The 12,840-nt window shown below is 54.1% G+C and carries 10 protein-coding genes and 1 tRNA gene; 6 read left to right on the top strand and 5 right to left on the bottom strand.

Annotated features, from left to right (window positions below):
* Positions 1 to 34 precede the first annotated feature (34 nt).
* Positions 35 to 1,297: a hypothetical protein gene (locus AC3QLZ_RS15845; RefSeq protein WP_416242931.1), complete on the top strand. Its 1,263-nt coding sequence runs from the start codon at positions 35 to 37 to the stop codon at positions 1,295 to 1,297.
* Between the two features lie 264 nt (positions 1,298 to 1,561).
* On the opposite strand, the gene AC3QLZ_RS15840 is transcribed toward AC3QLZ_RS15845, so the two are convergent.
* The 3 genes from AC3QLZ_RS15840 to AC3QLZ_RS15830 all read right to left on the bottom strand — a co-directional run bounded on the left by AC3QLZ_RS15840 (position 1,562) and on the right by AC3QLZ_RS15830 (position 4,613).
* Positions 1,562 to 2,476 carry a recombination directionality factor gene (locus AC3QLZ_RS15840; protein ID WP_416242932.1) on the bottom strand — a complete coding sequence of 305 codons (915 nt, stop codon included), beginning with the start codon at positions 2,474 to 2,476 and terminating at the stop codon, positions 1,562 to 1,564.
* An 86-nt stretch (positions 2,477 to 2,562) separates the two neighbouring features.
* Positions 2,563 to 3,567: a YqaJ viral recombinase family nuclease gene (locus AC3QLZ_RS15835; protein ID WP_492783264.1), complete on the bottom strand. Its 1,005-nt coding sequence runs from the start codon at positions 3,565 to 3,567 to the stop codon at positions 2,563 to 2,565.
* A 77-nt stretch (positions 3,568 to 3,644) separates the two neighbouring features.
* On the bottom strand, positions 3,645 to 4,613 hold the full coding sequence (locus AC3QLZ_RS15830) for a DUF932 domain-containing protein (RefSeq protein WP_014236879.1): 969 nt from the start codon (positions 4,611 to 4,613) through the stop codon (positions 3,645 to 3,647).
* Positions 4,614 to 5,737: 1,124 nt separating this feature from the next.
* On the opposite strand from AC3QLZ_RS15830, the gene AC3QLZ_RS15825 reads away from it, so the two are divergent.
* The 3 genes from AC3QLZ_RS15825 to AC3QLZ_RS15815 all read left to right on the top strand — a co-directional run bounded on the left by AC3QLZ_RS15825 (position 5,738) and on the right by AC3QLZ_RS15815 (position 8,562).
* Complete coding sequence (locus AC3QLZ_RS15825) at positions 5,738 to 6,037, top strand: helix-turn-helix transcriptional regulator (protein ID WP_420794894.1); 300 nt, start codon at positions 5,738 to 5,740, stop codon at positions 6,035 to 6,037.
* 262 nt (positions 6,038 to 6,299) lie between these two features.
* Positions 6,300 to 7,388, top strand: coding sequence for a hypothetical protein (locus tag AC3QLZ_RS15820; RefSeq protein ID WP_014236876.1), 1,089 nt, complete (start codon positions 6,300 to 6,302; stop codon positions 7,386 to 7,388).
* 160 nt (positions 7,389 to 7,548) lie between these two features.
* Positions 7,549 to 8,562: a YagK/YfjJ domain-containing protein gene (locus AC3QLZ_RS15815; protein ID WP_157870605.1), complete on the top strand. Its 1,014-nt coding sequence runs from the start codon at positions 7,549 to 7,551 to the stop codon at positions 8,560 to 8,562.
* A gap of 56 nt (positions 8,563 to 8,618) precedes the next feature.
* Here the strand turns inward: AC3QLZ_RS15815 and AC3QLZ_RS15810 are convergent, their stop codons facing one another.
* Positions 8,619 to 9,827, bottom strand: a complete 1,209-nt coding sequence (locus AC3QLZ_RS15810) for a tyrosine-type recombinase/integrase (protein ID WP_014236874.1) — start codon at positions 9,825 to 9,827, stop codon at positions 8,619 to 8,621.
* A 165-nt stretch (positions 9,828 to 9,992) separates the two neighbouring features.
* Positions 9,993 to 10,068, bottom strand: a tRNA-Thr gene (locus AC3QLZ_RS15805).
* A gap of 248 nt (positions 10,069 to 10,316) precedes the next feature.
* Between AC3QLZ_RS15805 and AC3QLZ_RS15800 the strand changes: the two genes are divergently transcribed.
* Both AC3QLZ_RS15800 and AC3QLZ_RS15795 read left to right on the top strand, forming a co-directional pair.
* Positions 10,317 to 11,933, top strand: coding sequence for a GGDEF domain-containing protein (locus AC3QLZ_RS15800; protein ID WP_337998946.1), 1,617 nt, complete (start codon positions 10,317 to 10,319; stop codon positions 11,931 to 11,933).
* 139 nt (positions 11,934 to 12,072) lie between these two features.
* The gene (locus AC3QLZ_RS15795) at positions 12,073 to 12,792 is read left to right on the top strand and encodes an FkbM family methyltransferase (RefSeq protein WP_014236872.1); all 720 of its coding nucleotides are present in this window, start codon (positions 12,073 to 12,075) and stop codon (positions 12,790 to 12,792) included.
* The last annotated feature ends 48 nt before the right edge of the window (positions 12,793 to 12,840 follow it).

Raw genomic sequence — 12,840 nt, 5'->3', positions numbered from 1 at the left:
TGGCGTAGATCGCACATCAGGTATTGATTTTCCCTTGGCGAACACCCTGCTTGCCGACGTAACGCGTTACCTCGACGGTCCTGGAAAAGACGTCGATGTAGCATTGAGAGAGATGCTCCCTGGCTTGCGATTTAGCTTTAACAGCATGATCGCTCGCGCCGTGGACAAGATTGCGACCCGAGAACCTCATGAGCAGAAAGCCATGGTTCAACGTGTTCAAGACGCAATTGCTCACCTTGGGGCAGAGCAACAGGCGGTCCGCAAACACGGAGAGCTGATCATTCGTCTGTTCAACAAGCTGGCCATGATTGCAGAGGAAAGCCAGCTGGATGAGGAAACTGAAGCACTTATCAGGGAGGTCTTCCCGAAAGATGCGGATGAGCTGATAGACAGCGACTCCATCTTGGATATCCACAAGCTCTCACTATCGGACACCTTTAAGACTGTACTCAAACGCACCTTGAAATTGGGTCTCAGCACGGAACGGCACGAAGTTGCCGCAGCGCTGGGGGCCGATATGCTCAACATCGAGACACTCCTGATCGAGAAGTTTCTCGGCTTCTACAACGACAAGCCTGCCGACATCAAGAACTACATCTACATCGCCTGGGCACTTTGGGCTTATCTGGTGGCAAAGCAAAAGGAGGTCCTGGATGCGCATGGAGACAAGGCTCTGCCTTTCTACGGAGGGATTCCCGGTGACGTTCGTGCTATTACGTTGAACTACACCGCTTTCCTGGAACAAAGCCTCGGTGACTCCAAGACCATCTACTTCCACGGTGGCCTGGGAAACTACGTTCGGATGGATACCCGAGACTTGCTACCAGTAGATGACATCCTTAAGTGCGATCCCGCCCAATTCATTCGCGAGGTTGTTGTACCGAACGTTGACGTCAATCACGAAGACTTGAGACTTCAGCGACACGTCATCCCAGCACTTGTGCCTCCACTGCGTCTCAAGCCAATCCTTTCCCATCAATATATTGAGCTTTGGAGCCGAGCATCGGATTGGGTTAAGGAAGCCGAGCATGTGGTTGTCGTTGGATACTCATTCAACAACGCCGATGAGCACTTCAACGATATATTGCGTTGCCATCCTGATCGACGCATCGATATCGTGGTGCCTGAAGCCACATCCCCGGCATTCGTCGCCAGGATGGAAAAGGTGTTTGGTACCGCAGCCAATCAATACAACACAATAAAAGTAAACGGTTTCAGTGCGTTAAAAGCCAAGAAGGTTCGGCTGATTTCAGCCAAGGCAGGTGACGTAAATTTGGCCGATTTGTTTGAGGAGTAGAGAGCCGAAAAAAAAGCAAAGGAAATTAGGACGGAGGCAGGAGGGGGAAATCCCCCTCCCATCACAGTCAAGCCGCAACTGGGCCTCAACTCTTTGCCTCTACCCACCGCTCCTTTGATGCCATCCAATGGCCATAGACAGTCACTAGGCAAACCGATTTAGAACCGGCAGCAAAAGCGAAGGCGTATGAAGTCAGCCTTTCAAGGGGTGATTGATTCCACATGAGAAACTCCTCCATCGATCAGTTACGCTGTTAAATTAACGTTACTGGCTCAAAGCTAGGGCCTTAACTTCCAACTTTTGGCCTAAGTTTGTCGCGGAAGCTGTCGGGTTACCTTCGCGGGAGGATTGGACACTTTCAGGGCTATTTTCTCCCGGCGATTCCGGATAGAACTCTTCAACCACTGCCTCAGTCTCTTCCTCGCTGTCTTCAAAGACCCCGTTGGCCAAACCAGTACGTACTGCCGCCTCCAAGGCCACCTGGTCAAAGCCAGAGGCTTGGCGCTCTGCATCAATCCGCTTAGCCTCTAGCAGGGCATCCGCAACAGTCACGCCACTGCGTAGCGTGATATCCACGTAGTAGATCGGCGCCCCCAGGCTCTGCCGGGTGGATTTTCCCCGCAACCTCAGCTCCAGGGGCAGGCAGGACAGCTGGTTACCTGAAATCGCCTGGAAATACTGCAACCGAGCGATCAGAGTGCGGATGCTGTTAAAACCCGTGGTCCGGAAAACAAAGCATCCCAAAGGATCATCATCACTGATCAAGACATTAAGTCGACCGTAGGGCTTGCAGGCACCACCGGCTCCGAATGGGCACCCTTCCGGAGCCGGACAAGGATGATTCTCGATGCTCATCTTTCCCAGTCGCTTGCAGGTTTCCCCGTCACCAACGCAGACCGGCCGGCCGCTCTTCCGGTCGAACAGGGTATATTCGGCACGGAAATTTAGATCAGGGGCGTTGAACAGAAAACGGATAGGGATGCTACGAATCTTGCCGCCCTGAGCCTTGCGCAGTCCTTCATCGTAAGGATGGGGAAGCCAGCCTTCTCTACCTTGGACCTGGCTGGTCAGGGTGAATTGGTCGTCCTTCTCGGGAAGCCGTTTGCCATTCTTCTCGATGACCTTGCCAATCGAGATACGGCCAATGATGGGAGGCGTAATCGCCAATCCTTTGAGCATTGGATTTCTCCTCGTTGAAAAAAATACCGCAGGGCCCGTTTAGGGCGCCGCGGTAGGAAATGGATGAAGGGTTGGGAGGTACGGAGCTAGCCGATCAGGAAACGTCGGCTACCAGGTTTGGTAGTGGCGTACTGCTGTTTGAACTCTGGATGCTCCTGGAGCAACCGGGTGACATCGAGGGTTACGCTGTCCTTGGCCTTCTTCCAGCTCACTGAACCGGTTTCGAAGATGGCCCGACTGGCATCGCCCATGGCCTGCTGCAGCGCTTGCTTGAGTTGGGCTTCCACCTTCTCCTGCTCGGCGATGCTTTGCCGGATACTCACCAGGTCCGCGAAAGCGGCTGACAGATTGCGTTCTTGCCTGAAATCCAACTCCTGACCGCTGTCTTCCGGATAGAGACAGCGCAAGGCCAATTCCGCCGACTCAGAACCATCTGCCGGCGGCGGGATATCATCCTCCACGTAGTGCCAGAAGCGCCGTTCCAGCTGAATCAGGCGCTCGATCAACGCCTCGTTGCGTTCGATACGATGGACTTCGAGATGCTGACCACCGAGCAACACCGCCACATCCGCCGCCCGCTTACCGGTGACGGCCAGCTGGTGATGGACCTGCAACTGGACATACTCAGGAACTCCGCCTTTCCATAGACGAGCTCCGTTGATACCCGCTGTCTTGCATTCGAGGATCTGTACCTCTTCCGTACCGATAACTTCCCGGTCGATATTGGCGAGCATCCAGGCCTTATCAGGGTCGGGATGTTGAAGGATGGCGTTGATGCGCCGCACCCGATGACCAGTACGCTTGGTGTAATGGGCCGCGACGATGGGTTCAAGGAGGGTTCCCCAGTAAGTTGGGCTCTCCTCGTCATTCGGGTCGATCTTGGGGAGATTGCCATCACGACCAGTCTTCTCCATCCAAAGCTCCAACTGGGACTTGTAAGGATTTAGCCCGCAGGCACTCGCGGCATCCGACCCCCCAATACCTCGCGTCCGGACAGCCAACCAGTCTTCCCGGGGTAGTTCCTTGGTTTTGATCAGGCGCAAGGCCGGCCGTCCTTGGGTTGAAACAGCGTTAACTGCTTGTACTTGCATGAAATCACCTCATGGAAACAACGATGCCCAGCCCGCCAAAAGCGGTACTGGGCATCATAGGTAGGGAAGAAACTGACTTAGGCGACGAGCTGCAGAGCGGCATCCAGTGCACGTTGCTTGATGGCCGCCCCCTGGCCAAACCAGGCGGAATCCATCCGGTACTCGTCGCTGCGCGCCCGGCGCTCGTGGTCCACGTATTCCGTCACGGCGTTGAGCAAGCCCCAGGCGGTTTGCTTGGCCGCCTCCAACTCCGATCCCCGCCCTTGGCCTTCATAGAGAGCCTGAACCCGTTTCAAAGCTCGCTCGTTGGCGAGTTTTAAGGGTTCAGTAGCGCTAGCAGGGGCTTCACAGATCACCTTGAGGAAGTAGTTCATAGCCTCATGGCTATTGACCTTGCGTTCAGCCAAGGTCCGCATGCGGTACATGAAGCCATCCCAATGGGAAACTGCGATCCCGAGTTGCTTCTTGATGGCTTGGGGATCGAATCGAGTATTGTGGGGCACCTTGATTGCCTGGGTAGCCCCATTCACGGCAATGGTTAGGGTGTTGTTGCAGACGACCCGTATCGTGGTGGGCGTTGCTGTAGTGGCGAGGGTACCGTCGCAGCTCGTAGCCAAGAGAAGATAACCATTGACCTGGTCGCTCCCCTTCAAAACGCTGGACTGGCCAGTTTTGGCCAGGGCCCAGAACTTCTTGCCCCCCTTGAGTACCCCGGCTGTCTCCAGCTCATAACCGGATACCTCAGTGAGATCCCGGTAGAACTCCAGGACTTCACGAGGTTGAACCACCTGGTAGCGCTGAGAGACAACAGAAAGTGCGTCCTTGGTATCCGAGCGATAGAGCACCTTCTGTTCGGGGAAGGAATGGATCGAGCCCAGATTGCCTGCCGTATCAGCCATAAAGCGAACTGGGGTCTCCATGATCTGCCAGTCCATACCGGCTTCACGCTGCCAGACTTCGATGGGCTGTTTGGCGGGAAGATGATTGCCAAGGCCATGCCAGGGCTCAGCGCCGACATACGCCATTTGTTGAACGAGATGGGCCATGGAAGGCTCCTTTCTATAGAGAAAAGACGTGATCGGTCCTCCGCAAAGGACGGATGGACCGATATGTGTCAGGAACAAAAACGGACGGGAAGCCAGCCAACTACTGGCTAGGGATAGGTAGGAAACCTAATGGGAGATGGGCAACTACAGATCGGTAGTGGGAATGCTGAAGATGTAACCACAAGCAAGGCAATGGTGATTATCGAGCACTCGCTCATCAACCATTTCTCCCAGCTTGGCGCCAGCGATACCTCCAGTAGTCCCTCCGATAAGGGCCCCGGTGAGGGCACCAAGAATTCCCCCTACGACCATACCGGGAGGACCGGCAATGGCTCCAACGGTCGCGCCGACCTCGGCACCAGACCAGCAACCGACAGCTCCGCTTAGAGCGCCACCACAGGTGCCGATCAGGCCACCTGCTTTGCGGCCTCGGTTAAGGCTGACGATACGTGAGGACATGCAGTTTGGACAGTGATTGGACATAAATTCCCCTTGATGAATGGATAAGGAACAGGGGAAGAAACGGCATACCAACTAACCCCAGATCAGGGTTAATCAGTGACGGTTAGGGCAATACAGCCCCCTGTTCATAGGGGTGATATGTGACTGAAGTTTTTTTGAATCCCGCTGGCCGTACAACATCAATATTCATATACAGACTTACCCTCAGATCCGCTGACCAGAAGGCTTTCCAGATAGCAACAGAGTTGCTCTACCTGCTTACCCACTGACATCTTGCGACTGCGCTAACAGTGACATGAAAAACAACAGATGCCCAAAAGAGCACTTGCATAGTTTGCGAATTTTCGATAAAAATACGGCCAACTGGCATTGCATGTCAGTTGCACAGCTCTCCCGAGCGATACAGTGGGGAGAGCATCTCAACCGCAACGGTTGATCTCTAGGAGGTGCCCCCGCTCAGGGCGCTTCACTGTCTCAGGCGACCCCAGTCGCGCTGTGTTAACCAACGCCGTTCCCGGCCTTCTTGGCCCATGTCGGCACCCCGTATTCCCCATTTGGTTTTGCGCTTGCCCCTTACGGCAGGGTCTCTCTTGGTCTATTCCTGGAGTGCCTGGCCTCTGGTGGCGCCGCGAATTTAACAATTGCGATCTCTCTCCACCGGCATGCATGCCGCAGACAGAGAGACTACGAGGTTAGCTATGGCACGCAGCGCACTGTATTTATTACGCCTCTCTGAAGTCATCAAACGAGTTGGACTTGGTCGGTCTAGCGTCTACGCCAGGCTGGATTGCGATTCAAAGTACTACGACCCTACGTTTCCACGCCCGGTTTCCCTATCCCCCGTTGGACGCGGAACGGTAGCCTGGGTCGAGGATGAAATCGACACCTGGATTAGGCAACAGATCAGCAAGAGCCGCAATAGCGACACCCAAGACCAGTCGTCAAGAATTCACAGCGACTAGGGGAGGTAGCGACGTTAAGTCTGTATATCCCCGACATGAGAGCAATGCCCGTACTACGGGCAGATTCCCATCTAAGGCCCCTTTTGCCGACGAGGAATTCAGCTTCTTCAATTCCGCATGTATATAGGATTGAATATAGATTAAATCTTAAATATCAATACGATACAAAGAACACAACACTTTAAATAGGGCACATATGCAGAAGTCCCAATGGTCTGGTCATTGATGCTTCTGAACGTGGAAAAGTACAGGATGCACGACCATGAAACCATATGAGAAACAACTTGCTCACGATGCACTGCTGCAATCGATCATCACTGACTTTCACTACCCACGAACTGCCCCACAGGGGGGCCTTTACTGGGATCGTAGCTGGGCACTGAGCGAGCTCCTCTTTAAACAACTTCACATTGACGGAATGTTGTGCGACGCACTGAAGCGGTCAGAAGGGAACGTCTTTGTGCTGGACAAAACCTTGGAGAGTACAGTCCTCCAGAAAACGTACCGAGCAGGGGAACTGTTCTATGCATGGGTAAGTCAGGAAATCCCCTTGCTACCACCTAATTATGAACTTCCTGAACAGTCAACTTTACTGAGCGCTACTGCACGTCGTCTTGGTTTCGGAATGTGTCTATTTTCAAAGGCCGATCCACTAATCATCTTGAACAACGACGGTCTGCGGCAAGGGGAACTAATCAATTCCTTTGGACGACGGGTATATGAACAAATGACCAAAGCAGGCACCAAGAACAGTGAAAGCGTCCGGAAGCGAAGCATTTCCACTGCCTTGAAAAAGACCGAACGGTACTTTGATCGCTTATCCCATAACCATGGGGAAGCAGTAGGCTGCTTACGACTGGAACTCCACCATTCCCCAGAACTGCGTCTGGAGGCAAGCACACGCCAACTAAATGCCTTTATCACAACACTACAGCCCCACTACGGCCCAGAAGAGCTTTTCGGGTACTGGTGGAAGAGACGGTATATGCCTGAATGTGGCTATGGCTACCACTTCATCCTGTGCTTTAACCCCCGTAAAGTCGATTGGGAAAGGCTCTTTACCGCCATTTCTCAGAAGTGGAACCAAGCCACCGAAGGACATGGCCTAAGTGTTTACTGGTCACACTCACCGGAGAACCACCGAAGCTGGGGATCATTGAGCTTTTCCCGACTTTCTCATGCCCACCCCTTGGAACCTGTAATGGATAGCCTGCGGATGATGTTGATGAGTGAGCGCTATCTGCGCTTAACGCCCTACCATAAATACGATCACTACGGCATGGGCGACCTTCCCGCTGCATTAACACTTGATGAGTATTGGTGCGCCAATTCCAAGCTAGTTGCGGCCTAACAAGAAAGGGGTCGGAATGAACTTAGGGCACCGTTACAATAACTCCGATGTCATTAACCGAGACCTTTGTCGCAAAGTCTATGGTGATTTCTCAGACGCTCTCTTCGTTACTGACGAAGAGAGTTCATGTCGTCTCACCCGAAAGTTTTACGCATCCGTGATGGCTGACTTAGTCTCCTTTGTGGAAGATGCCACAAAAAGTAAGGAGATTCCATTTTTGCCACATATTGCGGGATCCGGCAGGTCTGGATACGACTTTACTCCACTTGCTGAGCGCTATTTCCATAGGCTTCCTCTCTTTATCACAACAATTGGAATGCTTTCGAGTAAATATCGTTACAGCGAGCATATCGAAGCATTCAATGACGCTTGGATTAGCTTACACCTTCATGACCTAGGAATGATCTGGCGAGATATTTGGTCCACCTCCATGGCCAGGCACCCCAGTGGAAGATCATTTGGGGAAATATTCAATGCAATCGTTGAGAAGCTCCGCCATACGTGGACTCAAAACGGTTACAGGGAGCGTTTCCGACGACGGGTCTATGAGTCGAACAGGCGTACTCAACAATACAAGAACTACATCAACGCCTGGTTCGAAAAACAGGCAACGATCAATTTCTGTCGCATCGACCTGTACTACAGGAAAGAGCTCTGGAATGACATAACCTTCGAGAAGCTCAGCACTGACCTTGATCACCTTTGTGCAAATTTTAGATGCAACACCATATTTCGAGGTCTGAGAGGGTACATCGCCAAGATTGAATACGGCTTAGGGAAAGGCCCCCATATCCACATGATTTTTCTATTCGACACCGAGGCAAAACAAGGTCGTTGTCACATCTTCCACACCCAAAAAATCGGTGAATATTGGGTCAAAACCATCACTAAAAAAAGTGGCGAGTATTGGAACTGCAATGCAAAGGCCAGCCAATATGAGCAGTTAGGAAAACTAGGGATCGGGCCAATTCATGTCAGCGACAAGAAACGACGTCACAATTTATCTGAAATCGTGATCCCTTATCTATGCAAAACAGACCAGTTTGTACGCCCAGAATTTGCCCCCCGAAATCGCCTCATGCGTCGAGGCAAATGGCCGCGCGCAGAGCCTAAAAAATTGGGTGCTCCCAGAAAAGCTCGAAACACTGACGACAGTCACTTCTCCCCCCTATAGTCATAGAGGGGGGAGCAAGTCACCTTCCACCATCTACATATCCGAAAAACTGGCAGTTACGCCACTCCAAGATTGGGAGAAATAACATTTTCTTTTAGATTATCAAGGTAATTAGCCCATTCCTGCATCATTACCCTGCGCTCTTTTAAAAATTTGGTTCGGTTGTATGCCGTTCCCAAGTTATCCGGTACGCGATGAGCCAGTTGGTGCTCAATTACCTCGGGTTTAACATGTAATTCTTCAGCCAAAATAGTACGTGCCATGGCGCGAAAACCGTGACCAGTGATATCCGTTTGAGTGTTATAGCCCATCCGACGCAATGCGGCATTAATGGTTGCGCCACTCATCGGATTGGCCCGGTCCCGCCCAGGAAAAACAAAATCGCCACGACCCGTCAGCGCATAAAGTTCACGAAGAATCCCTATGGCTTGGGTTGCCAGTGGTACAAGATGCTGGGTTTGGGTCTTGGTAACAAGATAACGCCACTCACCTCGCTCTAGATCAAAGTCTCTCCACCGCGCATGGCGCAACTCCCCTGGGCGAACAAAAAATAGTGGCGCCAACTTCAAAGCACAGAGGACAACAAAGGTTCCTGAGAAGGCATCAATAGCCCTCAACAACTCGCCGACTTTTTCTGGTTCAGTAATTGCAGCGAAATGAGAAACCTTAACCGGAGGGAGTGCGCCACGGAGATCACCAACTGGAGAGCGTTCAGCCCTTCCCGTAACTACCGCATAGCGAAATGCCTGCCCTGACACGCGTAAAGCAAGATGGGCCGTCTCTATCACACCTCTTGCTTCGATCCGGCGGACCACAGCCAACATCTCTGGAGCAGTGATATCCGCTATTGGCCGCGCACCGACCCATGGAAAAACATCCCTTTCAAAGAGTCGGATAACCTTATTGGAATAGCTGGCCGACCAACCTACCGACTTCTTTGCCCACCATTCACGGGCCACGGCCTCGAAGGAATTAGCCGCATTGGCAACCATGGCCATCTTCGTTGCCTGCTTGTGAAATCCGGGGTCGACTCCGTTTGCCAAAAGACGACGAGCATCATCCCGACGCTCTCGTGCCTGCTTCAAGCTCACCTCTGGATATACCCCCAACGCAAGTAGCTTTTCTTTTCCCAAAAAGCGATACTTCACGCGCCAGTACTTGGATCCATTGGGGTTTACGAGAAGGAACAAACCCCGCTCGTCCGAGACTTTATAAGGTTTATCAGCGGGCTTGGAGGCCTTGATTGCAAGTTCGGTCAGCGCCATTTGGGGGTACATCACTCAGAGAGGCAACAAGATACCCCACCTTATACCCCCAAACCCCTCTGGATTTCAATGGACGCCATTGAACACATCGGACAACAAAAAAGGCCGAAACCCGCATAAATACTGGGAAATTCAGCCTTAGTTGGACAGCTTTGGAATGGTTACTGGTGCCGGGTACCGGAATCGAACTGGTGACCTTCGCATTACAAGTGCGCTGCTCTACCTACTGAGCTAACCCGGCGGGGCCGCCATTATAACCGAGGCATGCCCCCTGACGTGCTGTCGCATATAGAATAGGCTGCAATCTTCGAGCAAGACTCAAATTCCATGGCTGCCCTCTCCAATCCCTCCGAAATTGCTCGTGAAGTCCTCCGACAACTGGCCGTCCGGCGCATACCGCCGACTCCGGACAATTACTTCACTCTCTACAACGAAATTGCCGAACACCCGCCGGGGGATGAGCCGTTCCCGGAAAAGCAGTGCAAAAGCTTGGCGGCCGCCCTTGACCGCAGCCGACCGGCCCAGCAGCGCCTTGCCAGGTCTTTCGACGAGGCGATCCGGGACAAGAGCTGGGAACGCTTCCAGAACACCTGGAAGGCGTTCTGTACCGAAGCCAGCAGCGAACCGCCGCCCTGGAGCGACCTCATTGCCGAACTGATCCGGCAATGGGAAACCCATCATGCCGGCCTGACGCCCGGCAAGAAACGGGACTCCCTGGAACACGTGCTATCCAGTGCCGGCAAGGATCCGGACCTGCTCTTCACCCGCCTGAAAGGGCTCCTCACTTCCTGGAACCAGAATGCGGACGCCGGCGGCACACCCCTGGCCGACGCCCCCGAGATGGCAGCGGAGGACAACGGCGCCGATGCTGTCGCCGCGACCACAGCACCGGCCAGCGCCGACAACGCCCTGGTCGGCGAACTGCGGGAACTGTTTGCCTTCACCCTGGAAACGGCCGTCGCCACCCAGCTGGTGGAGTCGCCCCAGTTGGTGGAAGAAGCCCGTACCCTGGCCAGCGCCGTGCGCCGGGCCCAGGACACAAAGGCCCTGAAAAAGCTGCTGGACAAGCTCAAGCAGTTCGCCTTCCGCCTCGAACTGCTGGCGGATGACCAGCGGGAGCTGCGCACCGGCCTGCTGCATCTGCTGCAACTGCTGATCGAGAACGTCAGCGAACTGGTGGAAGACGACCAGTGGCTGCATGGTCAGATCGAAATGGTGCGGGACATCGTCACCAGCCCCCTCTCCCTGCGCACCATTGACGACGCCGAGCAGCGCATCAAGGAAGTCATCTTCAAGCAGAGCCAGCTCAAACACAGCCTGAGCGAAGCCCAGGAGGCCCTGAAGCACATGCTGGCGGGCTTCGTGGACCATCTGGCCGATTTCGCCGACTCCACCTCCGACTACCATGACAAGGTGGAGGCCTGTGCCCAGCGCATTGCCACGGCCAACAACATTGCCGACCTGCGGGCCGTCATTGACGAAGTGATGCACGAAACCCGCATCATCCAGCTCAATGCCCAGCGCTCCCGCGACGAACTGCGGGCCACCCAGCAGCGGGTGCGGGAATCGGAACAGCGGGTGGCCGAACTGCAGGGCGAGCTGGACAAGGCCAGCACCCTGGTGCGCCACGACCAGCTCACCGGTGCCCTCAACCGCCACGGCCTGGAGGAAGCCTTCGCCAAGGAAACGGCCCGCACCCAGCGGCGGCGCACCTCCCTCTGCCTGGCCATCCTGGACATCGACAACTTCAAGAAGCTCAACGACAGCCTGGGCCACGATGCCGGCGACGCCGCCCTGATCCACCTCATCACGGTCATCAAGAACACCATGCGCCCCACCGACCTGGTAGCCCGCTTCGGTGGCGAGGAGTTTGTCATCCTGCTGCCGGACACCGGCCTGGAAGACTCGACCCACGCCCTGCAACGGCTGCAGCGGGAGCTGACCAAGCACTACTTCATGCACGACAACCAGAAGCTGCTGATCACCTTCAGCGCCGGCGTCACTGCCTACCAGCCCGGCGAAGACCAGGCCGCGGCCATCAAGCGGGCAGATACGGCCATGTACGAAGCCAAGCGCACGGGCAAGAACCGGGTGGTGACGGCCTAACCTGAAGACGAAGCCTACGGCCAACCTAGGCCCTGTTATTTATTGGACGGGGCTGGGGCAAGCCAAAAAAAAATGGTACAAGTCGTGCTTTAGCTTTAGCCTTGATCTGGGCCTTGCCCATACCTCTCTAGGATCCAGGATGAACACTGAGCAAGATTTCGCTTCCCAGCTCTACCGCATTGGCATTCTCAACTGGCAGTCCATGCAGCATTCGGGCGAAGCCTTCTTCCTCAGGAATCACCTCAAGGGAAAAATAGCTCCCGTCGTGGTCGACGTGGGCGCCAATGTGGGCCTCTATTCGGGCCTGGCACTGGAATCCTGCCCTTCGGCTCAAGTATTCGCTTTCGAGCCCCATCCTGAAACCTACCAGAAGCTGCGGCGCAATCTGCCGAACATCCAGGCCTTCAATGTGGGCATGGGCTCAGCTGCCGGCAGCTTCACGATGTATGACTATGCGGACCAGGCGTCATCCCACGCTTCGCTCTATGCAGAAGTCTTCACCGATATCCATCAGCGCCCCCACCGCAGTTTCGACATCGAAATACGCACTCTGGACGCCGTCATCCCCGAACTTGGGATTGAGCACATCGATCTGCTCAAGGTGGACGTGGAAGGACATGAACTCGAGGTTTTCAAGGGAGCGGCCCAATGTCTCGAAAAAGGCATGGTGCAAGCCATCCAGTTTGAATTCAACGAGATGAACATTGCTTCCCGCACCTACTTCAAGGACTTCTTCGATTATCTGAAGGGTTATCGCTTTTTCCGTCTCCTGCCCAATGGCTACTACCCAATTGAGCACTACTCGCCGGTTCAATGCGAAATCTTTGCTTTTCAGAACATCGTCTGTTTCAAAAAATAATTACCTTCCGCCCATGCGTGCAACCCGTCTCCAGGCAAGGATTTGATT

Source organism: Azospira sp. MPR-LB4 (assembly GCF_058809525.1).
This window is presented reverse-complemented; position numbering and strand designations above follow the sequence as displayed.